Source organism: Ruegeria sp. I1, from assembly GCF_056532675.1.
Genome location: NZ_JBQFNM010000012.1, coordinates 63282 through 88550, shown reverse-complemented (window position 1 = coordinate 88550; position 25269 = coordinate 63282). Strand labels below are relative to the sequence as shown.

General features: G+C 57.8%; 23 protein-coding genes and 1 riboswitch. Of the genes, 9 read left to right on the top strand and 14 right to left on the bottom strand.

Going from position 1 to position 25269, the window contains the following annotated elements; all coding sequences use genetic code 11:
* Positions 1-305: 305 nt before the first annotated feature.
* Complete coding sequence (locus ACR0DH_RS18975) at positions 306-1412, top strand: saccharopine dehydrogenase family protein (protein ID WP_480551379.1); 1107 nt, start codon at positions 306-308, stop codon at positions 1410-1412.
* 18 nt (positions 1413-1430) lie between these two features.
* Positions 1431-2927, top strand: coding sequence for an L-piperidine-6-carboxylate dehydrogenase (gene amaB, locus ACR0DH_RS18970; RefSeq protein WP_480551553.1), 1497 nt, complete (start codon positions 1431-1433; stop codon positions 2925-2927).
* 36 nt (positions 2928-2963) lie between these two features.
* On the opposite strand, the gene ACR0DH_RS18965 is transcribed toward amaB, so the two are convergent.
* Positions 2964-4541 (bottom strand): DUF5928 domain-containing protein, encoded by a 1578-nt coding sequence (locus ACR0DH_RS18965; RefSeq protein WP_480551381.1) that lies wholly within the window; start codon positions 4539-4541, stop codon positions 2964-2966.
* 141 nt (positions 4542-4682) lie between these two features.
* Here ACR0DH_RS18965 and ACR0DH_RS18960 point away from each other — a divergent pair, with 141 nt between their 5' ends.
* On the top strand, positions 4683-5501 hold the full coding sequence (locus ACR0DH_RS18960; protein WP_480551383.1) for a sulfotransferase family protein: 819 nt from the start codon (positions 4683-4685) through the stop codon (positions 5499-5501).
* 85 nt (positions 5502-5586) lie between these two features.
* Here the strand turns inward: ACR0DH_RS18960 and ACR0DH_RS18955 are convergent, their stop codons facing one another.
* Positions 5587-6099 carry a carboxymuconolactone decarboxylase family protein gene (locus tag ACR0DH_RS18955; protein ID WP_480551385.1) on the bottom strand — a complete coding sequence of 171 codons (513 nt, stop codon included), beginning with the start codon at positions 6097-6099 and terminating at the stop codon, positions 5587-5589.
* 161 nt (positions 6100-6260) lie between these two features.
* Positions 6261-8093, bottom strand: a complete 1833-nt coding sequence (gene ilvD, locus ACR0DH_RS18950; protein ID WP_480551387.1) for a dihydroxy-acid dehydratase — start codon at positions 8091-8093, stop codon at positions 6261-6263.
* Between the two features lie 106 nt (positions 8094-8199).
* On the opposite strand from ilvD, the gene ACR0DH_RS18945 reads away from it, so the two are divergent.
* On the top strand, positions 8200-8760 hold the full coding sequence (locus tag ACR0DH_RS18945; protein ID WP_480551389.1) for a helix-turn-helix domain-containing protein: 561 nt from the start codon (positions 8200-8202) through the stop codon (positions 8758-8760).
* Positions 8760-9029 (top strand): CBU_0592 family membrane protein, encoded by a 270-nt coding sequence (locus ACR0DH_RS18940; RefSeq protein WP_353012794.1) that lies wholly within the window; start codon positions 8760-8762, stop codon positions 9027-9029. Before ACR0DH_RS18945 ends, ACR0DH_RS18940 begins: the two co-directional genes overlap by 1 nt.
* A 15-nt stretch (positions 9030-9044) precedes the next feature.
* Here ACR0DH_RS18940 and ACR0DH_RS18935 read toward each other — a convergent pair whose 3' ends face one another.
* Positions 9045-9722, bottom strand: coding sequence for an energy-coupling factor ABC transporter permease (locus ACR0DH_RS18935; RefSeq protein WP_480551391.1), 678 nt, complete (start codon positions 9720-9722; stop codon positions 9045-9047).
* Positions 9723-9777: 55 nt separating this feature from the next.
* Positions 9778-9991, bottom strand: a riboswitch (cobalamin riboswitch).
* A 142-nt stretch (positions 9992-10133) separates the two neighbouring features.
* Here ACR0DH_RS18935 and sseA point away from each other — a divergent pair.
* Positions 10134-10988 (top strand): 3-mercaptopyruvate sulfurtransferase, encoded by an 855-nt coding sequence (gene sseA, locus ACR0DH_RS18930; RefSeq protein WP_480551393.1) that lies wholly within the window; start codon positions 10134-10136, stop codon positions 10986-10988.
* Positions 10988-12172 (top strand): amino acid aminotransferase, encoded by a 1185-nt coding sequence (locus ACR0DH_RS18925; RefSeq protein ID WP_480551395.1) that lies wholly within the window; start codon positions 10988-10990, stop codon positions 12170-12172. Before sseA ends, ACR0DH_RS18925 begins: the two co-directional genes overlap by 1 nt.
* A 78-nt stretch (positions 12173-12250) precedes the next feature.
* On the opposite strand, the gene ACR0DH_RS18920 is transcribed toward ACR0DH_RS18925, so the two are convergent.
* The 3 genes from ACR0DH_RS18920 to ACR0DH_RS18910 all read right to left on the bottom strand — a co-directional run bounded on the left by ACR0DH_RS18920 (position 12251) and on the right by ACR0DH_RS18910 (position 14759).
* Positions 12251-12940, bottom strand: coding sequence for an aspartate/glutamate racemase family protein (locus ACR0DH_RS18920; protein WP_480551397.1), 690 nt, complete (start codon positions 12938-12940; stop codon positions 12251-12253).
* Between the two features lie 136 nt (positions 12941-13076).
* Positions 13077-14387, bottom strand: a complete 1311-nt coding sequence (locus ACR0DH_RS18915; protein WP_480551399.1) for an ammonium transporter — start codon at positions 14385-14387, stop codon at positions 13077-13079.
* A 33-nt stretch (positions 14388-14420) separates the two neighbouring features.
* Positions 14421-14759: a P-II family nitrogen regulator gene (locus tag ACR0DH_RS18910; RefSeq protein ID WP_480500528.1), complete on the bottom strand. Its 339-nt coding sequence runs from the start codon at positions 14757-14759 to the stop codon at positions 14421-14423.
* 259 nt (positions 14760-15018) lie between these two features.
* Between ACR0DH_RS18910 and ACR0DH_RS18905 the strand changes: the two genes are divergently transcribed.
* Complete coding sequence (locus tag ACR0DH_RS18905) at positions 15019-17202, top strand: transglycosylase domain-containing protein (RefSeq protein WP_480551401.1); 2184 nt, start codon at positions 15019-15021, stop codon at positions 17200-17202.
* A 50-nt stretch (positions 17203-17252) separates the two neighbouring features.
* Here ACR0DH_RS18905 and leuB read toward each other — a convergent pair whose 3' ends face one another.
* Positions 17253-18356 (bottom strand): 3-isopropylmalate dehydrogenase, encoded by a 1104-nt coding sequence (gene leuB, locus ACR0DH_RS18900; RefSeq protein WP_480551403.1) that lies wholly within the window; start codon positions 18354-18356, stop codon positions 17253-17255.
* A 130-nt stretch (positions 18357-18486) separates the two neighbouring features.
* Positions 18487-19380, bottom strand: a complete 894-nt coding sequence (locus ACR0DH_RS18895) for a LysR family transcriptional regulator (protein WP_480551405.1) — start codon at positions 19378-19380, stop codon at positions 18487-18489.
* Between the two features lie 83 nt (positions 19381-19463).
* Between ACR0DH_RS18895 and ACR0DH_RS18890 the strand changes: the two genes are divergently transcribed.
* On the top strand, positions 19464-20390 hold the full coding sequence (locus tag ACR0DH_RS18890) for a Rossmann-fold NAD(P)-binding domain-containing protein (RefSeq protein WP_480551407.1): 927 nt from the start codon (positions 19464-19466) through the stop codon (positions 20388-20390).
* Here the strand turns inward: ACR0DH_RS18890 and ACR0DH_RS18885 are convergent.
* The 5 genes from ACR0DH_RS18885 to leuC all read right to left on the bottom strand — a co-directional run bounded on the left by ACR0DH_RS18885 (position 20354) and on the right by leuC (position 25185).
* Entirely contained in the window at positions 20354-21382 is a 1029-nt protein-coding gene (locus tag ACR0DH_RS18885) for an endonuclease/exonuclease/phosphatase family protein (RefSeq protein ID WP_480551409.1), read from the bottom strand. The genes ACR0DH_RS18890 and ACR0DH_RS18885 overlap by 37 nt on opposite strands.
* Entirely contained in the window at positions 21379-22209 is an 831-nt protein-coding gene (locus ACR0DH_RS18880; RefSeq protein ID WP_480545238.1) for a hypothetical protein, read from the bottom strand. Before ACR0DH_RS18880 ends, ACR0DH_RS18885 begins: the two co-directional genes overlap by 4 nt.
* Before the next feature lie 331 nt (positions 22210-22540).
* Positions 22541-23146 carry a 3-isopropylmalate dehydratase small subunit gene (gene leuD, locus ACR0DH_RS18875; RefSeq protein WP_480551411.1) on the bottom strand — a complete coding sequence of 202 codons (606 nt, stop codon included), beginning with the start codon at positions 23144-23146 and terminating at the stop codon, positions 22541-22543.
* Between the two features lie 43 nt (positions 23147-23189).
* Entirely contained in the window at positions 23190-23744 is a 555-nt protein-coding gene (locus ACR0DH_RS18870; RefSeq protein WP_480551413.1) for an HdeD family acid-resistance protein, read from the bottom strand.
* Positions 23745-23781: 37 nt separating this feature from the next.
* A complete protein-coding gene (gene leuC / locus ACR0DH_RS18865) occupies positions 23782-25185 on the bottom strand; it encodes a 3-isopropylmalate dehydratase large subunit (RefSeq protein WP_480545235.1) in 1404 nt (467 codons plus the stop codon).
* Positions 25186-25269: the final 84 nt, after the last annotated feature.

Here is a 25269-nt window from a genome sequence, read left to right as displayed (position 1 = left end):
TCAGAAAACCTCAGAACAGCCCGTTCAGACTACAATTGATCCCCAGGATCAATCGCTTAACGTCTTCACCTCGTCAGGCTCATAACCTGAAGGGTGAGGAGGGATAGGGATCGATCCATTCGATCGATCACCCGACGAACGCGCAAAGCGCCGGACCGCACGTTCAAAGCCCAGTGCATCAATTGCCAAATAGACAAAATATTTGACGAAATGACGATCCAAGCGCTGATTTCGTCAAGATAACCCCTGCGATATGACCACAATCTACGCCACTCTCAAAGCAAACCGATGAGAGGAGGCGAGCCATGTCGTGGAAGGTATGTATCGTTGGGGCAGGCAAGATTGGGCAGATGATTGCTGCGCTATTGAAAGATTCACCTAACTACAGTGCCAAAGTTGCAGAATATGATCTGAAGGCGTTGGCCGAGATTGCCAGGCAGGGCGTCGCGACGATGCAAGTCGACGCAACGAATATCGACGAATTGACCCGTGGGTTGCGTGGCTTTGATGCGGTGATCTCTGCCGCTCCGTTTTTTCTGACGCCGAACATTGCCCAAGCCGCGAGAAAGGCCGGGGCGCATTATTTTGATCTGACCGAAGATGTTGCCGCCACCCGGGCCGTGCGTACGCTGGCTGAAGGCAGCAAAACCGCTTTTATGCCGCAATGCGGGTTGGCGCCGGGTTTTGTTGGGATTGCCGGGGCTTCGCTGGCCGCGGAATTCGACGAAATCGATAGCTTGCACATGCGGGTCGGGGCCTTGCCGCTCTACCCGACCAACGGTTTGAAATACAATCTGACATGGTCCACGGACGGGCTGATCAACGAATATTGCAATCCCTGCGATGCCATCGTGAATGGCGAACGCGTCAAGACCGCGCCGCTGGAAGACTATGAGGTGCTGGGTCATGACGGCGTGGAATACGAATGCTTCAATACCTCCGGCGGTCTGGGGACATTGCCAGAAACGCTGGAGGGCAAGGCCCGCGCGGTATCGTATCGATCGATCCGCTATCCGGGTCATTGTGACATTCTGAAACTGCTGTTGCACGATCTGGGGCTGGACCGTCGCCGTGATCTACTGAAAGAAATCTTTGAATCCGCCCTGCCACGCACGGATCAGGATGTAGTACTGGTCTATTGCACCGCCAAAGGCTTGATCGACGGGGCGTTCCGCGAGAAATCCCTGATCAACAAAAGCTTTGCCCGTGAGTTTAATGGACAGGTTTGGAGCGCCATTCAGGTCACCACGGCCGCAGGTGTTCTGGGCGTCGTCGATCTGATGCGTACTGGCGTTCTGCCTTCGACCGGATTTGTCCGGCAAGAACAGGTGAAGCTGTCCGATTTCCTGAACACCGAATTTGGCCGGCTCTACCGGGCGGGCGATGTAACCCCACAGAACAAGGCGGCGTGAGATATGAAAGACGTTGTGATGACTGCAGAAACCACTCTGGCAAACCTCGACCTGACTGCTGCTGAGTTGACAGGCGGCACGCTGACCGTGCGATCCCCGATTGACGGGCGCGTTCTGGCCGAGGTGCACGAAACCCGGGCCTCCGAGATGGAGACCATCTTTGCCAATGCCAAAACCGCGTTCAAAGCGTGGCGCACCGTGCCAGCCCCGCGCCGGGGTGAGTTGATCCGCCTGTTGGGCGAAGAACTGCGCGCCGCCAAGGATGATTTGGGCGCTCTGGTCAGTTGGGAGGCGGGCAAGATCACCTCCGAGGGTTTGGGCGAAGTGCAGGAGATGATTGATATCTGCGACTTTGCCGTTGGCCTGTCGCGGCAGCTATATGGCCTGACGATTGCCTCGGAACGTCCCGGTCACCGGATGATGGAGACCTGGCATCCGGCTGGTCCCGTCGGGGTGATCTCGGCCTTCAACTTCCCGGTGGCCGTCTGGTCGTGGAATGCAGCGATTGCACTGGTTTGCGGCGATCCTGTGATCTGGAAACCGTCCGAGAAATCCCCGCTGACCGCGATGGCCTGTCAGAAGATATTCGAACGCGCGCTGGCCCAGTTCGGCGACGCGCCCGACAACCTGCTGCAAACCCTGATCGGTGGGGCCAACTTGGGTGAGGCGCTTGTCTCCAGCGAAGATGTGCCGGTGATCTCAGCGACTGGTTCGACCCGTATGGGCCGTGCTGTTGCGCCCATCGTCGCGGCGCGGTTTGGCAAGTGCATTCTGGAACTTGGCGGCAATAATGCGATGATCGTAGGCCCCTCGGCTGATCTGGAGATGGCGGTGCGGGCGATTGTGTTCTCGGCGGTTGGAACCGCGGGGCAGAGATGCACAACGCTACGCCGGTTGATCGTGCATAACTCGATCAAAGATGAACTGATAGCGCGTCTCAAGAAGGCCTATGCGGGTTTGCCCATCGGTGATCCGCTGGCTGAAGGCACTTTGGTCGGTCCCTTGGTGGACGAGGCTTCTGGCGCTGCGATGACCGCCGCGCTCCAGGCGGCCGAGGCCGAGGGCGGTACGGTCTTTGGCGGGCAACGTGTCACCGAAGGCGTGCCAAGTGGCGTCTATATGGAACCCGCCATTGTCGAGATGCCGGGTCAGACGGTGACGGTAAAGACCGAGACCTTTGCGCCAATCCTTTATGTCATGGGATATGAAGCGTTCGATGAGGCGTTGGAGTTGCAGAATGATGTCCCGCAGGGCCTGTCTTCCTGCGTGTTTACCCTGAACATGCGCGAGGCAGAGCAGTTCCTGACCGCAGCCGGATCGGATTGCGGCATCGCCAACGTCAATATCGGGCCATCCGGGGCCGAGATTGGCGGTGCGTTCGGGGGCGAAAAGGAAACCGGCGGCGGGCGCGAAAGCGGATCAGACGCCTGGAAAGCCTATATGCGTCGCCAGACCAATACTGTAAATTACTCGGCAGAGTTGCCTCTGGCGCAGGGTGTGAAATTCGACATCTGACTGATCGCCCCGGCGGTGCAGCGGCATTGCCGGAGCTTAGTCCGAGAACAGATAGTCCAGCTGCATAATGGATTGCGCCTTATCGGACCCGACGCCAAGGAACTGCGCAATCGCTGCCTCGTTCTCGGCTCGATCCGCGCTTTCGCGCAGGCGCAGATACCCATCCAGCCCGGCCTGGCGGATTTGTTCGGATTCGTAGGCCAGATCATTCCGTATCGTCGGCAATAGGCGCGAAACTGTTTGGTCTGGGCTGTTCTGACCCGCCAGTCCCACGCGCCTTGCGTGACCGATCAGATAGTCGTCGGAATAGGCGCAATCGATCTCCAGCACATGTGTTTGCGCCGCATCGCTGCAGAAATCCTGAATAACGTCCAGATTGGCCGGGTCCAGGCACAGAACCAGCTGGTTCGATCCGAAATGTTCCAACAGCATTCGCACAACTGCGCGCCGGTGACGCGAGCGTTTGTTCAGCGTCGTTTCGATCCCACCCAGATCGGGCAATGGGGTGTCTTGTTCGCTGAACAGATACTCGATGCATGGTATGTCCGTCTCAGACGCGATCTGATCGACCAGCCGTTTGGCCACGTGCCATTTCTTGCAGACCACAAGAAACAGCTCTCGCTCAGGGCCTAAGGTATTCCCGGCTTCCCAGAAACGTTGCCCGAACCGGCGACCAACGCGCCCGCGCCCGGTCAGGAAGGCATAGAGATTGCGCCCTTCATCCGAGATCGGGAAGTCGACCCCTGTACTGGCATACAGAGCGCCCAGCCGCTCTTTCAACTCATGCGCTTCGGGGCTGATTTTGCGGGCGAACAGATAGTTTTGGCCCAACAGCATGTCGAAGTGATCATTGTAGAACGTCACCGGCATCCCATAATCGGAAAACATCAGGAAGGTTGGCGTGCGGTTTTCAATCTCACCCTTCGGGATAAGATGGCGAACAAGGGTCTGAAAGAACGTCTCATCCGGGATCCATGTTGTTGAAAAGAAGCGGATCACATCGCGGCGTTCTTTAAGGAACTCCAGGATCATCTCAACCGTGCGGCGACGCAGGCACCACCATTGGCTGCCGATCATGATCTGCAGGTCTTCGGGGATGTCGCGCGTCAGCTTGAATCGTTTTTGCAGCTCGAACGCGGCATAAAAGCGTTTGGATTGGGTACGCTCATTGAAATAGTGACGGTAGATCAGACGGTCTTCTTTCATCCCGGTCTTGATCCAGTTGCTGGCAAAGAAATCGTGGCTTTCGATGAAATCCTGATCATTTTCATCGAGAAAGCGATGCGTGTATTCCGCTGTCTTGATCGCCATACAGTCGCCGGACAGCATATAGAAATGCGTGGCGCGCGGGAATGCATCGACGGCGGCGTTCAGGGCGTTCAGGGTGGCTTGCACCAAAGACCACTCACCCCAGCCGCACTTGATACGCTTGGCGGCGAAAGTGACATTGGGGTTGTCTTTCAGCGCGCTGCGGATGGCTTCGTAGTCAGCATCCTGGGCGCGCGCGTCGAAATGGATGGCCATACAGTCGCCGACGGCGGTTAACTGCTCGGCCTGCGCAATGATGGCCTCAGGGTCTTTGTGACACAGCAGGATATAGGCAATCTTTGCCATATGATGTCGCAATTTCCTTTTTTGCCCGACTGCACCCGTGATACTGAGGATGAGCGATTGAATAAACAGAATATTTTTGGTTTTTTGATGTCGAAAGCTGGCATATCAAACTGAGAGCAGGCCAGCATAGGAGGCACGCCAATGGGGTTTCCCGGCACCTGGATGACCGAGAGCGAAAGCATGGTTTACCGTGTGGTGCCGAAATGTGCGTGCTCGACCATTGGTCAGATCATGTATTATTCGGATCATGGGGAATTCTTTGACGGCGATATCCACGACGCGAAGGACGGGATGCACAAATGGGCCTTTGATCAAAGCCAGGGCATGATCGCCTCCAATGTGCGCAACCACGGGTCCTATTCTTTTACCTGCGTGCGCAATCCTTACACCCGCATCCTCAGTTCATTCTTTGACAAGATTTGCGGCATTCAGCGCAACGGCAAACGCTATCGGGGTAATCTGGTGCCGACACTGATCTACAACTATGGGATCGAAGTGGGCGGTGATGATGGCAAGGGCGAGTTTGACCAGATTGCCAGCTTCCGCCGGTTCCTGCTGTTTGCGCGCGACACGATCCGCTGGCGCCGCCCGATGGACCCGGATATCCACTGGTCAGCCATGTCGGGACATGTGTCGACCTTTATCGTGAATGGCGGTCAGTATGATCGGATTTTCTGGACCGAGGCGTTCAACGACGGGATGCAGGGAGTTCTGGACCACGTCGAAACCGCCCATCCGGTGACATTGTCCGAGATTCCGCGGTTCAACGAATCCGAGGGGCATGGCCCAAAACGCGCGCATCCGGTCGAGGATTATTTCGACGATCTGTCGATGCATCTGGTCTATGAAATCTACAAACAGGACTTCGAGCTGTTCAAATACGATTTCGAGAACCCTGGTAACAAAATGCCTGTGGGTGAGATCGATCTGGACGAGGTACACGCCAAACTGGGCGATTGAGGGGCAATGGGTGCCGCCGTGCAGAGATTCTTCTGCTTAGAAAATAATTTGCACATTAGCGTCTGCTTTGAGCCCAGAGTGACAGTCAGTTTCTGATCCCATCCGCCATCGTAGCATAAGAATTTTCTAGGCCATCGACCGTAGGGTACGGACGCATCGGCTCGTCAGGCGTATTGATTCCAGAAGCAAGGACGATGGTGTTAATGAAGTCAAATATACCACAGACTTCGACAACTTCGTAAAGTGCGCCTTCTCGCCATCCCGCTTGCCGGGCCAATTCAAACGCCAATACAATCTCATCGCTGTCTCTGCCGCGCAGGCATCGAGCATAGTTCAAAAGCGGTTGGATGCGCCTGCTAGTGTTTTCTATCGGACCTGAGAATACTTCGGAGAATACAGTATGATAGAACACGCAGTATTGGGTCATGTTTAGCTTTGAAACGAATGCCGCAATTGCTTCCCGTTCTCCTCGCGAAAGCTCGCCGTCAGCACACATGATGTCATCAAGCAAGCGGATTAGAAGCTCAGAGTTCCGTGGGAATAGCTTGAGCACATCAGAGAGGCCACTTTTTGCAGACAAGCCATCAAAAATTGCCATGTAATGATAACCCCGCTCAAAATTTCACCACGGCGAAACGCGATCCGCCATTGAATCAAAACACACTAGCACCGGACACTATCAATATCAGCTTTGTCCGCGCAAAAGAACAAAAACGGCCCACCGGATAGGTAGACCGTTTTTGTTGAGTGGTTTCCGACTCAAACCTGACGCACCGCCCCTTTAGCGGCGCTTGTGGTCAATTTGGCATAGGCTTTCAGCGCGGTAGAGACCTTGCGCTTGCGCGGCTCTGCCGGTTCCCAGCCTTTTTCGTCTTGCTCGGCGCGTCGCTGCGCCAGGTCCTCATCCGACACCGCCAGATGGATCGAGCGTTTGGGGATGTCGATCTCGATCTTGTCGCCTTGCCGCACGAGACCGATCACACCGCCCTCGGCGGCCTCGGGTGAGACATGGCCAATCGACAGACCCGACGTGCCGCCCGAGAAACGACCATCGGTCAGCAAAGCACAGGCTTTGCCCAGACCTTTGGATTTCAGATAAGAGGTTGGGTAGAGCATCTCTTGCATCCCCGGCCCGCCGCGTGGACCTTCGTAGCGGATCACAACAACGTCGCCCTCTTTCACCTTACCGGTCAGGATGTCGCTGACGGCCTGATCCTGGCTTTCGCAGACATAGGCCGAGCCGGTGAAGGTCAGGCTGCTGGCATCCACACCCGCTGTTTTCACGATACAGCCGTCGCGGGCGATATTGCCGAACAGAACTGCAAGGCCTCCGTCCTGAGAAAACGCATGTTCCTTGGACCGGATCACACCGCCTTCGCGGTCGGTGTCCAGTTCTTTGTACCGGTTCGACTGGCTGAATGCTTGAGTAGTCCGCACACCACCGGGGGCCGCTTTGAACAGGTCCTGTGCGGCGGGGTTGTTGGCGACTTTGATGTCCCAATTGGCAATCGCTTCGCCCATGGTTGGCGTGTGCACCGTGCTGCAGTGGTTGTGGAACAAACCAGCGCGGCTGAGTTCACCGAGGATCGAGAAGATGCCGCCGGCGCGGTGGACGTCCTCCATATGCACGTTCTCGGTATTGGGCGCGACTTTGCACAGGCACGGCACCTTACGGCTTAACCGGTCCATGTCGGACATGGTGAAATCGACGCCGCCTTCGTGGGCGATTGCCAGCAGATGCAGGACCGTGTTGGTCGATCCACCCATGGCGATATCCAGGCTCATGGCGTTCTCGAACGCATCAAACGTTGCGATCTCGCGTGGCAGGAAGCCTTTTTCGTCCAGATCGTAGTGCCGCTTGGTGATCTCGACGATCCGGCGACCCGCTTCAAGGAACAGCTGTTTGCGGTCCGCATGAGTGGCGAGGGTGGAGCCATTGCCTGGCAGTGCCAAACCCAGTGCCTCGGCCAGACAGTTCATCGAGTTCGCGGTGAACATGCCCGAGCACGACCCGCAAGTGGGGCAGGCGTTTTCTTCGATATGCTGAACCTGTTCATCGGTGAATGTGTCATCCGCGGCGGCGACCATCGCATCGACAAGGTCGATCTTTTTGGCGTCCAGATCAGCGATGTCGATCTTACCGGCCTCCATCGGCCCGCCCGAGACAAAGATCGCCGGAATATTCAGCCGCATCGCTGCCATTAGCATGCCGGGCGTGATCTTATCGCAGTTCGAGATACAGACCATCGCATCGGCGCAATGTGCGTTGACCATATATTCGACCGAATCCGCGATTACTTCGCGTGAGGGCAGGGAATACAGCATCCCGTCATGGCCCATGGCGATGCCGTCATCCACCGCGATGGTGTTGAATTCCTTGGCAACACCGCCAGCCTTTTCAACCTCACGCGCGACCATCTGGCCCAGGTCTTTCAGGTGGACGTGACCCGGTACGAACTGGGTGAATGAGTTGACGATGGCAATGATCGGCTTGCCGAAATCATCGTCCTGCATACCGGTGGCGCGCCACAGGCCACGGGCTCCGGCCATGTTACGGCCATGGGTGGAGGTTCTGGATCGGTACATTGGCATGATGCTGTTTCCCTTTTGCCCCGGTTGCGATATGCGGGGAATGTGCGTTATAGCGCACGTACCATATGTGCGCTATAACGCACAAGAGGATTCGAAAGACGATGGCATGGCTCCGGACGACATAACACTAAAGCTAAGGGATGTGAGGGCCGCTTCGGGGTTGAGCCTGTCGAAAGTCGCTGAGATGACCGGCGTCAGCAAAGCGATGCTGGGTCAGATCGAACGGGGCGAATCAAGCCCGACGATCGCCACGCTGTGGAAGATTGCCAAAGGGTTTCAACTGCCGCTCAGCGCTCTGATCGACACCGTGAATGGCGATCCGACAGTGTTTCAGACCGTCACCTTTCCCGGCAGTATCGAGGTCAAGATCGTCTTTCCCTTTGATCCGGTCTTGGGGGCAGAGACGTTTCACGTCCAGCTCGCCCCCAACCAAAGCCATGAGTCCCCCGCCCATGCCGCTGGTGTGACCGAGGAGGTCTTTGTGCTTAGTGGCACGCTGGACATTCTGAAAGGTGAGGCTTGGGTGCCCTTGCAATCGGGTCAGGGGCTGCGATTTGCAGCGGATCTCCCGCATGGCTATCGCGCAGGTGCTGAAGGGGCGGCGTTTTTGAACATGCATCACTATGCGCAACAGCCAGATGTTCCAGATAACGGCAAGGTTCATTGATGAGCGAGTTTTTCAACAGCCTGACAATTGTGGACGCCATCGGTTCTTTCGGGGCTCTGATCGTGGTTGCCGCCTATTTCGCCACGCAGATGCGGTATATGAATTCCGAAGATCTGGCGTTTCCCGTGGTGAACCTGCTGGGGTCTGTTTTGATTGTCTATTCGCTGCTTCAGAACTTCAATCTGGCGTCAATGTTGATTGAAGGCTTCTGGATCATCATTAGCGTGATCGGGATTATTCAGCATTTCAGGTTGCGCCGCGCTGGGTAACGCGGCGCAATAGAGTTATGCAGTGTTGTGAAGGCGCGGTGTGAACAGCCCAATCCGGCCCAAATCCCGCATGGATTTTGTTGCGGCCAACACGGCCAAATCAGCCAGTGGTTCTATCAGGATAACCAGGAGGTACGCAGCGCCAAAGCTGACAACGGCGGCGAGGTTTTCTGCACCAAATCCTTGGCCATAAAAGGCCCAGAACGCCACCCAGATGACGACGCCGCCCTGATAGGCCGTCGACAGCGCAAGCGCCTGAGAATACTTCAGATCAATATAGGCCGTATTCGGCGCAATGATGCGGTTGGCCAAGGCCTGCAAGGCAAACAACGGTAACAGCAGCGTTGTCATGTTCATCCCGAACTGAGGCAGGTCGAAAGGCGCCAGGAAAAACCCCTGAATAAACAAGCCCGCGATCAGGCCGATGGCGGCAGGGGCCGCACCGAACAACAAAAACAGGGTCGATCCCAGAATAAAATGAACCTCCGACACCCCGACCGGGAAGTGCGGCAACACCTCAAAGAAGGTGAAAACCAGCCCGGTGGTCAGGGCTGAGCGAATGGCAAGGCTGGCAATGCCGCTGCCTTTGAGGCTGTCCCAAGCCAGTTTAGCGGTATAGAGCCCTGCGCCAGTTGCGGTGGCGTAGCTCAAGACAAGTTTGGCGCCATTTACGACGCCCGGTTCGATATGCATAGTTTAGTCTCCTTCCCGTCACACCCGACGGCAGAAAGGTTTAAGAATTGGGCTTTCGCCCGGTTTGCACATGGCAGGTCTCCTGACTTGCGGATTGGCTTCGATCCCGGCCTTCCCAACCGATTGCCTCGGTCAGTGGCCATGATGGGGCGAAACTCCGCCTACAGTTGCGGGGGCAGTTCCGGAATTGACAGGTACTGTCGCACCGGATTCCCTTTTCATTCCTCAGGGGGAATTCCCCATTGGAAACCACGTCAGGCAGGTGTCTGGCACGGGGTGCCGCCTGTCAAGCAGGCAAACGTGTATGTTTGGAAAAAATTGTCAGCGCGCCGGGGGTGCAGGCCTTGGCATGGCTTGCACGTTTGGCCGCTCGGATATAGGGAAACTCAGACTCGCTTAGGGGAGGCTTTGATGCAAGACGATCCGAAAACCCTGGTATCTACCGAATGGCTGGCCGCGCATATCAAGGACCCGGATCTGCGGATTCTGGACGGGTCGTGGTATCTGCCCGCGCAGAATCGCGATGCCAAGGCGGAATATGATGCGGGCCACATCCCCGGCGCGCGCTTCTTCGATATTGATGACATTTCGGACCAACGTTCGGACTTGCCACATATGGCGCCGCCGGTCGAGAAGTTCATGTCACGCCTGCGGGCGATGGGCGTCGGCGATGGTCATCAGGTGGTCGTCTATGACGGGGCCGGGCTGATGTCGGCCGCGCGGGTCTGGTGGCTGTTCCGCCTGATGGGCCAAGAGAACATCGCCGTTCTGGACGGGGGTTTGCCGAAATGGCAGGCCGAAGGGCGAGAGGTTGAAGATCTGCCCCCGGTGATCCGGGATCGGCATATGACCGTTCGGGTGCAGAACCATCTGGTACGCGACGTGACACAAGTGTCTGCGGCCGCCAAACTGGCTGATCATGAGATTATCGATGCCCGTGTTGCCGCCCGTTTCGCCGGAACCGAGGTTGAACCGCGCGAAGGGCTGCGATCTGGCCACATACCAGGGTCGCGCAACGTGCCCTTTGGCAGCCTGTTGAATAGTGATGGTACAATGAAGTCGCCCGATGCGTGCCGCGCCGTGTTTGAGGCCGCAGGCGTGGATCTGACCAAACCGGCGATCACCTCGTGCGGTTCGGGCGTGACCGCTGCAATCCTAAGCCTTGCGCTTGAACGCATGGGCAAAAAAGACCACGCGCTTTATGACGGCTCCTGGGCTGAATGGGGTGCTTTCCCAACCCTGCCCGTCGCAACCGGAGAGACCTGATGTTCGAGAACCTCAAACCGCAGCCCGCCGACAAAATCTTGGCGCTGATGCAGATGTACCGCGAAGACCCGCGCGATCAGAAGATCGACCTGGGTGTTGGTGTCTACAAGAATGCCGAAGGTGTTACCCCGGTTATGCGAGCGGTCAAAGCCGCCGAAAAGCGCATTCTGGAGGAGCAGGAGAGCAAAGCCTATACGGGACTGGCAGGTGATCCGGCCTATGCCGATGCGATGATCGGCCTGATCCTCGGCGACGCAGTACCGCGTGCCAATATTGCCGCCGTTGCTACACCGGGCGGGACGGGTGCCTGCCGTCAGGCGTTCGAGATGATCCGCATGGCCAATCCTGAGGCGCGGGTGTTTGTATCGAACCCGACATGGCCGAACCACCTGTCGATCCTGAGCTACCTGGGTATCGAGGCGGTTCCGTATCGCTATTTCGACGGCGAAACCCGCGGTGTCGATTTCGACGGTATGATCGAGGACCTGAAAACTGCCAAGGCGGGCGACGTGGTTCTGCTGCATGGTTGCTGCCATAACCCGACCGGCGCAAACTTGAACCTCGTGCAGTGGCAAGAGGTGGTGAACCTGATCAACGAGCTTGGCCTGGTTGCCATGATCGACATTGCCTATCAGGGCTTTGGTGACGGTCTTGAGGAAGACGCACAGGCAACCCGTCTGGTGGCCTCGTCGGTCAAGCGCTGCCTGATCGCGGCGTCATGCTCCAAGAATTTCGGCGTGTACCGCGAGCGTACCGGCCTGCTGATGGCGATCAGTGACGATATGGCGCAGACCGCGCTGAACCAGAGCACGCTGGCCTTCCTGAACCGCCAGAATTACTCCTTCCCGCCGGACCATGGCGCACGGGTCGTGACCACGATCCTGACCGATGACGCCCTGCGCGCCGACTGGGCCGCTGAGCTGGAGGAGGTGCGCCTTTCGATGCTGGGGCTGCGTCAGCAACTGGCCGACGAATTGCAACGCCTGACAGGATCGGACCGCTTTGGCTTTGTCGCCCAGCACCGCGGTATGTTCTCACGCCTCGGCGCGGCCCCCGAACTGGTCGAGCAACTGCGCAACGATCACGGCATATATATGGTGGGGGACAGCCGGTTGAATATTGCGGGTCTGAACGCGACGACCGTTCCGATCTTGGCACAGGCGATTGTCGACGTCGGGGTTTAATACTCGCACTTATTGGCAAAGGCCGCGTCTTTCGCGCGGCCTTTTTCGTTTCAATTGCAAATTCCGTTGATCCGGGCGTCAGGACAAAGCCATGTCCAACGCGGCTTGGCAGTGAATATGTGTGGTGTCGAACACCGGGTAGGGCACGTTTTCAGTGTTCAGTAACATGCCCACTTCAGTGCAGCCGAGAATGAGGCAATCCGCACCCGCGTCGTACAACCGCTGCGCAATTCCGACAAAGTCCGAGCGGCTTTGTTCCTTGACGATGTCCTTGCATAGTTCTTCATAGATTATGCGATGTGTTGTCTGTTGGTCTTCAAGGGTCGGCAGAACGGGGGCCAATCCAGCCGCGCGCAGGCGATCCGTGTAAAACGTCTGCTGCATGGTGAAAGCTGTTGCCATTAAACCGGGCGATTGGAGCCCGACATCTTGAATGGCGTGTGCCGTTGCATCGGCAATATGCAGCAACGGAATCGAAACGCCCGCCATCATTTGCTGGGCCAGTTTGTGCATCGTGTTGGTCGCGAGAATGATGAAATCAGCCCCGCCGCGTTCCAAAGCCAATGCCTCTTGGTTCAGAATGTGCCCGGCAGAGTCCCAATCCCCCTGGACCTGCAGGGTTTCGATTTCCGCAAAATCCAGTGAGCGGATGAGCAACTGGGGTGAGTGCAGACCCCCAAGACGATCTCGGGTCAAGTCGCATAGGATACGGTAGTAAATCCGCGTCGAAGCCGCAGACATGCCCCCGAGAATGCCGATTGTTTTCACGATATGCTCCGAAACCTGCGCCGCTTGATCCTATCTGAAGTGCCGCCATCGGATGATCTCGTCAAGAAATCATAGTGTACCCAGAACAAAAAAAACCGGGCGCGAACGCCCGGTTTTGCAGTGTCTGTCTCAGGTCTTAGCCTTTAGAGAATTCTGGATAAGCTTCCATACCCAGTTCTGCCATGTCGAGGCCGTTGATCTCGTCCTCTTCGCTGACACGGATGCCCATTACTGCTTTCAGGATGGACCACACGATCAGAGCGCCGACGAAAGTGAACACACCGTATGCGACGATACCGGTCAGCTGGGTAATCAGGCTGGCCTCGCCGTAGAAGATCACGGCGATGGTGCCCCAGATGCCTGCGAACAGGTGAACAGGGATGGCACCAACAACGTCGTCGATCTTGAACTTGTCCAGCATCGGAACCGCGAAGACCACGATGATACCGCCAACTGCACCGATCCATAGCGAGCCAAACAAGGTCGGAGCCAGAGGTTCAGCGGTGATCGAGACCAGACCGGCCAGCGCGCCGTTCAGCACCATGGTCAGGTCAGGCTTCTTATACAGAACCTGGGTCAGGATCAGGGCAGCAACTGCACCAGATGCGGCAGCCATGTTGGTGTTGGCAAAGATGCGCGACACGTCGGTTACGTCACCCACGGTGCCCATGGCCAGCTGTGAGCCGCCGTTGAAGCCGAACCAACCCAGCCACAGGATGAAGGTACCCAAGGTGGCCAGCGCCAGATTCGAACCGGGCATCGGGTGAACCTTGCCGTCTTTATACTTGCCGATACGCGGGCCAAGGATCAGACAGCCAGCCAGAGCTGCCCAGCCACCGACAGAGTGCACAACTGTAGAACCAGCGAAATCCGAGAAGCCAGCTTCGGACAGCCAGCCGCCGCCCCACTGCCAGGAGCCAGAGATCGGGTACATGATACCGGTCAGCACGACCACGAAGATCAAGAACGGCCACAGCTTGATCCGTTCGGCCACGGCGCCGGACACGATCGAGGCGGTTGCAGCCACAAAGACCAGCTGGAAGAAGAAGTCCGAACCGATTGAGGCATAGTCCAAAGCAGCCTCGGCCGGGTCAACACCAACTGGATCAAGCACGGTTGGGCCGCCAATGGCAAAGAAACCATTGAAGTCGCCGGGATACATTGTGTTGAAGCCAATTAACCAGTACATGATCGCGGCAATGGAAAACAGTGCCACGTTTTTGGTCATCTGCATGGCGACGTTCTTGGAACGCACCAAACCGCCTTCCAGCATGGCAAAGCCTGCCGCCATGAAGAAGACCAGGAAGCCCGCCATCAGGAACAGCAGGGTGGTAAAGATATACTGGGTGTGCAGCGCGGCTTCGCCGGTGGCAGCCTCTTGTGCCAGACCCATCTGCGGCAGCACGACAAGCGCGGCGGCAGGGATGAGAGATTTCATCAGGTTCATTGTCAGTCCTCGAATTTATGTGAGTGTCGGCGCTCAGAGCGCCTCTTCGTTTGTTTCCCCGGTCCGCACGCGCATGGCCTGCTCGACATCAAGGACGAAAATCTTGCCGTCACCGATCTTGCCGGTCTTGGCGGTGTTGGTGATGGTCTCAACAATCTGGTCGGCCATCGTGGCTGGGACCACGATTTCCAGTTTGATCTTGGGTACGAAGTTCACGGCGTATTCTGCGCCGCGATAGATTTCTGTGTGACCGGATTGTGAGCCGAAGCCCTTGATTTCGGTCACCATCATGCCGCGCACGCCAGCCTGGGTCAGTGCCTCGCGCACCTCCTCGAGCTTGAACGGCTTGATTGTCGCTATGATGAGTTTCACGTCAGTCCCCTCTGCTTCTCCGGTCACACCGGCTTGTTTGCACCTGCAGAAAAAGAGCCTGAGGAGGGGCGTTTAGGAACGATTCCCCGTCGTTAAACGGTTCGAAAATGACGCAAAGTTGCACAATTTTTGCACAAAACTTGCCGAACGGCTAAAAATTAGGCGAATATGAGAGGGAAAATTCCGGAAAATCGGACCTCTACATAGCTATGTCGCCGGGGTATGGTGTGCCAAAAGAATAACCGGGCAGAGTTTGAGCATGACTGAGTCCAAGCGCCGCAAGCCAAGATTGGTCGCGGATAAACGATACCCGTCGAAGGGGCGCAAGCCTTCGACGACCAAGCGGGCTGCGAAACCGGCGGGTAAGAAATCCACCGCCCGAAAGACGGCAACGCGCAAGACGGCTCGAAAGAAGACCCGCAAGCGTTCGGGTGGCAATGGCGGGGGGTTTTTCCGCCGTTTGTTCCGTTGGGTCTGGCGACTGATCTGGGGTGTCACATGGCGCGTGGGCGCTGTTGTCGCGATGCTGATCGCTTTGGCAGTTGGCGTTGTCTATACCTCGTTGCCCGATGCGGATGCCCTGCTGGACGGGCGCGCGCGCGGATCGGTGACCCTGCTGGATCGGGATGGCAAGGTTTTTGCCTGGCGCGGTGATCAGTTTGGCGGGGTGATCACGGCAGATACGGTCTCACCCCATCTGAAAAACGCGGTCATCGCGACCGAGGATAAGCGGTTCTATCGCCATTTCGGCGTCAGCCCGCGCGGCGTTGCCAGCGCGGTGCGTATCAACCTGAGCGAAGGGCGTGGGCCGCTGTCGGGCCATGGCGGGTCGACCATCACTCAACAGACAGCCAAGCTGCTGTGTCTGGGTGTGCCTTATGACCCAACCGAATGGGAGTCCGAGGCTGCGTATGAAGCGGATTGCCGTCAGGGCTCGCTGTGGCGCAAGGGCAAAGAAGCGATCTATGCGCTGGCGATGGAGGTTAAATACTCCAAGGACGAAATCCTGACGATCTATCTGAACCGTGCGTTTCTGGGGGCCGGTGCACGTGGGTTCGAAGCTGCCAGCCAGCGGTATTTTGGCAAATCAGCAGCCGAGGTCTCTCCGGCCGAAGCGGCCATGCTGGCCGGACTGCTGGTCGCACCCACGCGCTATGCCCCCACCAACAGCTTGCAACGATCACAAGATCGCGCCCGGCTTGTGGTCGGTCTAATGGAGGATCAGGGGTATCTATCAGGCGCACAGGCCAGCGAGGCGCGTGCGCGTCCGGCAGAACTGTCCGCCGCTGCCGCTGCGCGGGCGGGCGGCTATTTCGCCGATTGGGTCATGGCCAGCGGGCCGGAGTTTTTCACGCGCAACACCACCGAAGATGTGGTGATCCGCACCACACTGGATCAGCGTATCCAGAAATCTGCCGAAGAGGCGCTGCAATACATCTTTCAGGAAAAGGTGCGCGAAGGGTCCAAGGCGCAGGCGGCGATTGTCGTGATGTCAGCGGATGGGGCGGTGCGCGCCATGGTCGGCGGACGTAAAACCCGGGTCTCGGGCGCGTTTAACCGGGCCACTCAGGCACTGCGCCAGACCGGGTCCTCATTCAAGCCCTTTGTTTATGCCACAGCGCTGGAGCTGGGCTATTCACCTTATGCCACCGTGATGGACGAGCCCTATTGCGTCAGCATTCCGGGATCGGGTGAATGGTGCCCAAAGAACTACACGAATAGGTTCTATGATCGTGTCACGCTGGCGGATGCGTTGAAGAATTCTCTGAACATTCCGGCTGTGAAAGTGGCCGAGGTTGCAGGGCTGGACAATGTGCGTACAGTCGCCAGCGGTTTCGGGATTGCCAGCGATCTGGCGCAGGGACCAGCGCTGGCGCTGGGCGCGTCTGAAAGCACGCTGATCGAGATGACCGGCGCCTATGCAGGCATCCTGAACGGCGGATCATCGGTTGAGCCCTATGGCCTGACCGAGTTGAAGCTGCTGGGCGAGACCGAACCTGTTATGGTGACAACCACCGGCATCGGCGAGCGTGTGATCAATGACAGCGCCGCGAAACAGCTAACCTGGATGATGGAACGTGTTGTGTCCGAAGGCACTGGCGGGCGGGCTAAGCTGCCGGGCTGGCAGGTTGCAGGTAAAACCGGCACTACGCAGGCCGCGCGGGATGCGTGGTTCATCGGATTTACGGCAGACTATGTGGCCGGTGTGTGGATGGGCTATGACGACAACACGCCCTTGTCCGGTGTCACTGGCGGCGGCTTGCCTGCCGAGATTTGGAAAGAGACGATGGTGCGCGTGACCGAAGGGATGACGCCAACACCCTTACCGATGATTGTGCCGGAACCGCCGGTTCAGGTGGCGCAGCCGCAGCCTCGCCGCAGACAGGGTGGGTTTGCCGAAGACATCAACAACCTGCTGAAGGGTATCTTTGGCGGCAACTAAAAAAGGCGGTGCGCTGGGCACCGCCTTTTGAATTTCAGCTGTGGCAGGACTTAGACGCTTGCGTCCAGTGCCGCCAGAATGGCATCGCCCATTTCCGAGGTTGAAACCGGCTGAACACCTTCATCCGCCAACAGATCACCGGTGCGCACGCCATCGGCCAGAACCTTTTCGATCGCAGCTTCCAGGCGGCCAGCCTCGGCGCCTTGATCAAAGCTGTAGCGCAGCGCCATGGCAAAGCTGAGGATACAGGCGATCGGGTTGGCTTTGCCCTCGCCGGCGATGTCGGGGGCCGAACCATGCACCGGCTCGTACATCGCCTTGGGGCGCCCATTGGCCATCGGTGCACCCAAGCTGGCCGAGGGCAGCATGCCCAAGCTACCGGTCAGCATCGCGGCGCAATCCGACAGGATGTCGCCAAACAGGTTGTCGGTCAGGATCACGTCGAACTGTTTGGGCGCGCGGACCAGCTGCATGGCGCCGTTGTCGGCATACATATGTGACAGTACGACTTCGGGGTAATCGGCGCTCACGCGCTCGACCACTTCGCGCCACAGAATTCCCGACTCCATCACATTGGCCTTTTCCATCGAGCACAGCTTCTTGTTCCGGCGCATCGCGAGTTCAAAGGCCGAACGCGCGGCGCGTTCGATCTCGGATTCAGTGTAGCGCTGGGTGTTGATGCCGACGCGTTCGTTGCCTTCCTCGAAGATACCGCGCGGTTCGCCGAAATAGACGCCCGAGGTCAGTTCGCGCACGATCATGATGTCGAGGCCAGCGACGATGTCTTTCTTCAGCGACGAGAAATCGGCCAGCGCGTCAAAGCACTGGGCCGGGCGCAGGTTCGAATACAGGTCCATTTCCTTGCGCAGGCGCAGCAACCCGCGTTCAGGCTTCAGGCTGAAATCCAGATCGTCGTATTTCGGACCACCGACCGCGCCCAGCAGAACGGCGTCTACCTCTTGCGCCTTGGCCATGGTTTCGTCCGACAGGGGCTTGCCGTGGGCGTCATAGGCCGCGCCACCGACCAGATCCTCGCTCACGTCAAAGTGAAGGCCGCGATTGGTGCCGAACCAGTCGATGATTTTGCGCACTTCGGCCATGACTTCGGGGCCAATTCCGTCTCCGGGCAGGATGAGGAGCGAGGGGTTGGACATGAAGGATCTCCTTGCGTTTGACAGCAAAGGCCCTAGCGTCTGTGCCGCATCGGGTCAATGAGACGAGCGGGCTTAAATGTAGGTTCTATGCGGGAAATCGAGTTTCTGGGTCATCCGCGCAAAGAACTGGTCAGAGAGAGGCCTTCAATCCCTCGGCCAGCAGGTCCCAGACCCGGCGGATTCGGGGTGTCTGGCGCATCGCCTGTGGTGCCGCCAGCCAAACCGGCAGCACCGGAATATCGACATCCAGTGGCAGAACCTCGACCAACGGATCGGATTCAGCAATCTGCACTTGGCTGAAGCCAATACCACATCCGGCGCGGATCAGCTCCCAATAGGCGCTTTGCAGATCACAGCGAGTGGCAAAGCTTCCTTTGCTGGCGGGCCAACCCTTTTGGCGCATCTTGGTGATGATCTGCTCATTGGCATCAAACCCGACCAGATCATGATCGAACAGATCCTCGGGTTTTTCCGGCCGCCCTGCACGGTCCAGATACGAGGTGGCGGCACAGAAACACAAGGGAACATCCCCGAGATACCGCGAGACGATATCCATCTGCTCGGGCCGGTACATGCGCACGGCTATGTCGGCCTCGCGATACAACAGGTTTTCGGTTGCATCCGTGGCGACCAGTTCCAGCTGAATGGCAGGTTCCTGGGCGCGGATTTGCGCCAGAATAGGAGGCAGCAAGTGATGTGAGGCAAAGACCGATGCTGTGATGCGGACCGAACCTTCCAGCTGTTGCGACTGCCCGGCTGCCGTCAGGCTAAAGGTGCTCATAGCTGAGTGCATTTGCTGCGCCATTGGCAGCAACTGCGTACCTACCTCGCTTAGCTTAAGCCCGCGCGCATGGCGGTCGAACAGGGAAACGCCCAGCTCATCCTCAAGTGCGTGGATCTGGCGCCCCAGCGTCGGCTGGCTACGGTCCAGGCGTCGGGCGGCAGCAGATAAAGATCCGGTTTCGGCCACGGCCAGAAAGCTTTGGATCAAGGACCAGTCGGAATGGGTGATAGATCTGTCCATTCAAAAATGAATACACGTTCTGCGGTTTTCGGCAATTCCATTAAGTATTTGTATGGCTAGATTGATCGGGAAAGGAGCGTGTCATGCAACAGTCCGTGCTTATTCTGGGGGCCAGTGGCCGGTTTGGCCGCAATGCCAGCCTGGCGTTTCAAGATGCCGGCTGGTCGGTTCGCACATTCAATCGCAAAGTGGACAGGCTGGAACAGGCCGCGCAGGGGATTGATGTGATCGTCAACGCCTGGAACCCACCTTATACAGATTGGGCGCGATTGGTGCCTGGCTTGCATCGTCAGGTGATCGATGTGGCGGCGCAGGCAGGGGCAACTGTGATCGTACCCGGCAATGTCTATGTCTTCGGTGCAGAGACCCCGGGTCCCTGGTACGGAGGCAGCCCGCATCGCGCGCAAAACCCGCTGGGCCGGATCAGGATCGAGATGGAGGAAGCTTACCGAAGCTCATCCGTCCGGACGATCATCCTGCGCACCGGGGATTTCATCGACACTTGCGCTTCGGGCAATTGGTTCGATCAGATCATGATCAAAGGTTTGTCGAAAGGGCGACTTACGTATCCGGGCAATCCAGATATCCCGCATGCTTGGGCCTATCTGCCTGATTTGACCCGCACCGCAGTGATGCTGGCCGAGATGCGGCATGAGCTTCCTCGGTTCTGCGACGTCCCCTTTCCGGGCTACACGCTGACGGGCACCGAGATCGCGCAATCGCTGTCCCGTGTTACCGAGCAGGAGGTTGCGATTGCCAAGATGGAGTGGTGGCCCATACAGCTGGTACGCCCGTTCTGGCGTATGGCCCCGCACCTGCTTGAGATGCGATACTTGTGGGACCTTCCACACCAACTGGATGGCGCATTCCTGTCAGAACTGATCGAGGATGTACCGCATACCGATTTGGATCAGGCGATGCGGTCTGCCATCGCGCATAAACACAGTCTGGTGTCTTCGGTCGCCTCAAAGCCTTATGGGGTTGTGACGTCCACCCAAACCAGCCGGTGACGGCTGGCCTGCTCGGCACTGCCCCTCATCTCGTCACCGGGCGGCGGCCAGAATATGCCCGCATCCACCACCTGCAGATCGGCTGAGGGTAAGACATAGTCGACCCGAAGCGCACCAACCGCTTTCCAATAAACGGTTGCGATCTCGCCTGAGGGGGATTTGGCCAGCGGGTCTTGCAGGCGCGGATCCGACAGCAATGTGGCGATGGCCTGTGTCCGGCCATCGCTGTGTTGCGGGTCAAGATTGGCGTCGCCTGCGATGACAAAAGGGGCGCTTGGTACGGGGCCAAGACCACCGTCCATCAGCACCGACCAGAACCGGATTTCATCGCGGTTCCGCAATCCGTTGCGATCTTCAAGGCCGTCAAACACCGGCGGCGTTGCATGGAACGTCATCAGGTTCAGGCGGCCCAGTGGTGTTTTGACCGGTACGATCCAGTGCCCGGTTGAAGATAAGCGCTGCGCGTCCTGCGCCAGTTTCGATGGGTAGGGTTTGCCGCCTGACACGGGTAACTCTGCCCCGGGTAATTGATGCCACAGCAGTGTTTCGAAGGTCTGCACGTCGCTCTTCAGGATGTCAAACCGTGACATCACCGCCATCCCGCCATGCCCGGTAAATAACCCCCAACCCTGCGCGTCTCCGGGGCCGTGTGTTCGGCCATCCCCGTCCAGATCAAGGTCCGTTTCCAGCCCGGAATTTGGCTGAGCCGTGAAGAGATAGGGATAGTCCAACCCGGCCTCGCGCAACGCGTTGGCTAGCGCGGTCAGCGCAAGAGAGTCCATGTCCCAGTCGATACCTTGAAGCGCCACGATATCCGGGCGCGCGGATGTCAGCACATCGACAACGGCCTGAACCTGCGGGTCACCCCTCCGGATGTCGCGCAGCAGAAGTCCAGGGCCCTTGCGGCTGAGCTCGGTATTGTAGGTTGCAATACGCACCACGTCTGCTTGCGCCACGACGGGCAGCAAGAGCAGGACCAAGGCGCGGATCATGCGGCCTGAGCGGTCTCGGATGTTGAATAGGCGCGGCGCTTTTCGACGATCAGCCCGGCAATGCGCATGGTCGCCATGCCTCGCATGATCATGCTGGCGGGCAGGAAGGCCCAGGCGCTCATAGTCCAGATCAGGGTCTGCGGATTGCTCAGCGAGATCGGATTGGCGAAGTTGGTCAGCAGCTTGATCACAGCAGGGATCAGGAAAGGTAGTAGAATGCCGATACAGATATTCAGACGGCCATCGCGCTGAAGGCGATTGACCACGTCTCCGCCTTTGGTGGGGTCAAACAGTGGCAGGTTGGTCCAGACATTGAATGCCCCATTTCCGGTTGGCCAGCCCCTCAGTTTCACCGCATAGGCAAAGCTTGCAATCGTTACCAGCGCCGCAACATAGGCGATGCTTGCGGTTATGCGCACCAGCTCTACCAGCGGCGCGCTGGCATCAGCCGGCAGCATCAGCACGATCAGGCGCACCGGCGAATACGGGAAATCGACCACATTTGCGACTGCCAGACCCACAGAATACGAGAATGTGGTCAGCTGTGTCGGAGCGTAGCCATTCTTACAGATCAACGTCAGGAACGTGACCATCGAGAACAGTCCAACAAACCGCAACCGATTCACCGGTGGGGCGTCGCGAAATTCGATAAAGCTTGGAAAGGCAGAGTTATATTCGGCAAATGTCAGAATAAACGCGAGTATCGCGAGAAAGACCACTATTTCGGTCCCGTTCGTCGATGTTACTGGCAGGTACAACGCGGGGGTCAGCACCATAAGCGCGACCAATATTCCACGTATCGCCGCCCCTGATGTGCGCGCAATCACTATCCGAACCCTTTTTCAAACTGGACCAGCCGGTCTTTGCCAACTTGGTTCCAACTTGTGCCCGCCCGTTTGTTAAAGTGACGGATGCCTCGTTTCCGACACCTTGGACGATAAGCGGCATTCCGCTCAAGCCAGGGTGCAGATAACACGTGATTTCGGGCAAAAAGATGGCGCAACTGGTGCGGGATTGCATCATTTTCGACGCAAATCCGACGTGTATCTCAATTTGATACCTAGATGTTGTGGTTTTGCGATTTTCAACCCCTAAAATGCGAATGAGGTCGCGACTGCGACCCCATAGGGTTGAGTGCCCACAGAATCATCCACAGAATCATACCCAGGGGCGGGCCTGACTCGCGTGATCCTCGAACTTGTCGATGTGGTGGTCTTTTTCCATTGTCAGGCCGATGTCGTCCAGACCATTCAACAAGCAGTGCTTGCGGTGGGGATCAATGTCAAACTCGATCACCACTCCGTCCGATGTGGTGATCTGCTGATCTTCCAGATGCACGGTCATACGGGCATTTTCGCCCTTGTGCGCATCGTCCATCAGAACTGCATGATGCTTTTCTTCAACCACGATGGGCAGGATGCCGTTCTTGAAGCAGTTGTTGAAGAAGATGTCGGCAAAGCTGGTCGAGATCACAACCTTGATCCCGAAATCCTTGATCGCCCAGGGCGCATGTTCCCGCGACGAGCCACAGCCGAAATTGTCACCAGCCACCAGAATCTCGGTGTTGCGATAAGCGGGTTTGTTCAGAACAAACTCTTCGTTCTCGCCGCCATGATCATGATAGCGCATCTCATCAAACAGAACGACGCCAAGACCCGACCGTTTAATGGTTTTCAGGTGCACTTTAGGGATGATCATATCGGTGTCGATATTGATCAGCGGCATTGGGGCGGCCACCCCGTGGACTTTTTCAAACTTTTCCATGTTCTACACTCCTGCGAGAGAGGGCCGCGCCCATATCCCGCGTTTAAGCTTCTTTCGCTTCTGTTGTTTCGTCCTTGGGTGCGTTCTTGACGAAGAACGCCATGAAGACCAATCCGAACCCGTTGAACAGCATCTCGATGCCCAGGAAGATCCCCAGAATGCTCAGCAGCGCCTGCGGTTCCTGCCCCACATAGCTCCAGATGATACCGGCCAGCACGATCGACAAGATGCCCGAGATCAGCGTTGGCCAGAAGAACTGCGTTCCGCGCATCTGGAAGGACAGGATGATCCGCGCGATGCCACCTGCCATGAACAGGATCAGCATCACGGTCGCCAAGGTCAGCGTGCCTTGTAGCGGGTGATCCAGGAAGGACCAGCCAAGGAATAGCATGACCGCACCCATGATGAGCGACAGGATCTTGTTACCGGCGCCCTCGACGGTGAACCCGCCGACAACCTGCAGCGCGCCCGAGACCAGCAGCAGTACGCCGGTCACCACTGTCACGGCGATCGATGCGACCTGAGGCGCGCCCAGTACGAAGATACCGAACGCGATGGACAGCAGTCCCAGCAACAGCCATTTGATCCAATCACTCATGTCTCAATTCCCTCAAAAGTTGATTTATGAGGGCAGCTTACATCAACTCTCGAACGTCTGTAAGACGTCCTGTGATGGCAGCTGCGGCGGCCATGGCCGGGCTCAGCAAGTGGGTCCGCCCTCCGCGGCCCTGACGACCTTCGAAATTGCGGTTCGAGGTCGCGGCACAACGCTCGCCCGGTTGCAACTGGTCAGGGTTCATCGCCAAACACATTGAGCATCCGGCCAAACGCCATTCGAAACCAGCGTCCTTGAATATCTCGGCCAGACCTTCTTCTTCGGCCTGAGCGCGAACAAGGCCCGACCCCGGCACGACCATGGCCCGCATGCCGTCTTTGATCTTTTTGCCTTTCAGGATCTCGGCTGCAGCGCGCAGGTCTTCGATCCGGCCATTGGTGCAGGACCCGATAAAGACGGTATCGATTTCCACATCGCTGAGTTTCTGACCGGCTTCCAAACCCATATACTCGATAGACCGGCGGGCCGCGTCGACCTTGCCGCCTTCGAAATCCTCGGGGTGAGGGACCGATGCGGTGATCGGCAGAACGTCCTCTGGGCTGGTGCCCCATGTGACGACAGGTGCGATGTCTTCGCCGCGCAGGGTGATGACCTTGTCGAAATGCGCGCCTTCATCGGTGTAGAGCGTTTTCCACCAGTCCATCGCAGCTTCCCATTGTGCGCCCTTCGGGGCATGCGGGCGGCCTTTGACATATTCAAAGGTGGTCTCATCCGGTGCGATCAAGCCTGCGCGCGCGCCGCCTTCGATGGCCATGTTGCAGACGGTCATACGGCCTTCCATCGACAGATCCCGGATCGCTTCGCCGCAATATTCGATGACATATCCAGTGCCGCCAGCAGTCCCGGTCTCGCCGATCACGGCCAGAGTGATGTCCTTGGCGGTCACGCCCGGCTGCAACTTGCCGGTGATTTCCACCTTCATGTTCTTGGACTTCTTCTGGATCAGGGTCTGGGTGGCCAGAACGTGCTCGACCTCGGAGGTGCCGATGCCGTGGGCCAACGCTCCAAACGCGCCATGGGTGGCGGTGTGGCTGTCGCCGCAGACAACGGTCATGCCGGGCAGGGTCCAGCCCTGTTCCGGGCCGACGATGTGGACGATGCCCTGACGGACGTCATTCACCGGGTAATAGTGAATGCCGAAATCCTTGGCGTTCTTGTCCAGCGCCTCAACCTGAATACGCGATTCGGGGTTTTCGATCCCGTTCACGCGATCCGGCGTGGTGGGCACATTGTGGTCCGGTACGGCGATGGTCTTTTCTGGCGCGCGCACCTGACGTCCCGCCATACGCAAGCCTTCGAACGCTTGCGGGCTGGTCACTTCGTGCACCAGATGGCGGTCGATATAAAGCAGGCAGGTGCCATCATCGGCTTCATGCGCGACATGGGCATCCCAGATCTTGTCATAGAGTGTTTTGGGGGACATCTGTCCTCTCCCGTATGTAATGAGAAATAGCTGGCGAGGTGGCTTAGGCCGCGGGTAGGCGGGCCAGAACCGTGCGGGCAGCCC

Excerpts from the sequence above, each read along its gene's own strand:
- ACR0DH_RS18975 (WP_480551379.1), top strand. The coding sequence starts at position 306 with ATGTCGTGGAAGGTATGTATCGTTGGGGCAGGCAAGATTGGGCAGATG.
- amaB (WP_480551553.1), top strand. The coding sequence starts at position 1,431 with ATGACTGCAGAAACCACTCTGGCAAACCTCGACCTGACTGCTGCTGAG.
- ACR0DH_RS18965 (WP_480551381.1), bottom strand. The coding sequence starts at position 4,541 with ATGGCAAAGATTGCCTATATCCTGCTGTGTCACAAAGACCCTGAGGCC.
- ACR0DH_RS18960 (WP_480551383.1), top strand. The coding sequence starts at position 4,683 with ATGGGGTTTCCCGGCACCTGGATGACCGAGAGCGAAAGCATGGTTTAC.
- ACR0DH_RS18955 (WP_480551385.1), bottom strand. The coding sequence starts at position 6,099 with ATGGCAATTTTTGATGGCTTGTCTGCAAAAAGTGGCCTCTCTGATGTG.
- ilvD (WP_480551387.1), bottom strand. The coding sequence starts at position 8,093 with ATGCCAATGTACCGATCCAGAACCTCCACCCATGGCCGTAACATGGCC.
- ACR0DH_RS18945 (WP_480551389.1), top strand. The coding sequence starts at position 8,200 with ATGGCTCCGGACGACATAACACTAAAGCTAAGGGATGTGAGGGCCGCT.
- ACR0DH_RS18940 (WP_353012794.1), top strand. The coding sequence starts at position 8,760 with ATGAGCGAGTTTTTCAACAGCCTGACAATTGTGGACGCCATCGGTTCT.
- ACR0DH_RS18935 (WP_480551391.1), bottom strand. The coding sequence starts at position 9,722 with ATGCATATCGAACCGGGCGTCGTAAATGGCGCCAAACTTGTCTTGAGC.
- sseA (WP_480551393.1), top strand. The coding sequence starts at position 10,134 with ATGCAAGACGATCCGAAAACCCTGGTATCTACCGAATGGCTGGCCGCG.
- ACR0DH_RS18925 (WP_480551395.1), top strand. The coding sequence starts at position 10,988 with ATGTTCGAGAACCTCAAACCGCAGCCCGCCGACAAAATCTTGGCGCTG.
- ACR0DH_RS18915 (WP_480551399.1), bottom strand. The coding sequence starts at position 14,387 with ATGAACCTGATGAAATCTCTCATCCCTGCCGCCGCGCTTGTCGTGCTG.
- ACR0DH_RS18905 (WP_480551401.1), top strand. The coding sequence starts at position 15,019 with ATGACTGAGTCCAAGCGCCGCAAGCCAAGATTGGTCGCGGATAAACGA.
- leuB (WP_480551403.1), bottom strand. The coding sequence starts at position 18,356 with ATGTCCAACCCCTCGCTCCTCATCCTGCCCGGAGACGGAATTGGCCCC.
- ACR0DH_RS18895 (WP_480551405.1), bottom strand. The coding sequence starts at position 19,380 with ATGGACAGATCTATCACCCATTCCGACTGGTCCTTGATCCAAAGCTTT.
- ACR0DH_RS18890 (WP_480551407.1), top strand. The coding sequence starts at position 19,464 with ATGCAACAGTCCGTGCTTATTCTGGGGGCCAGTGGCCGGTTTGGCCGC.
- ACR0DH_RS18885 (WP_480551409.1), bottom strand. The coding sequence starts at position 21,382 with ATGATCCGCGCCTTGGTCCTGCTCTTGCTGCCCGTCGTGGCGCAAGCA.
- leuD (WP_480551411.1), bottom strand. The coding sequence starts at position 23,146 with ATGGAAAAGTTTGAAAAAGTCCACGGGGTGGCCGCCCCAATGCCGCTG.
- ACR0DH_RS18870 (WP_480551413.1), bottom strand. The coding sequence starts at position 23,744 with ATGAGTGATTGGATCAAATGGCTGTTGCTGGGACTGCTGTCCATCGCG.
- leuC (WP_480545235.1), bottom strand. The coding sequence starts at position 25,185 with ATGTCCCCCAAAACACTCTATGACAAGATCTGGGATGCCCATGTCGCG.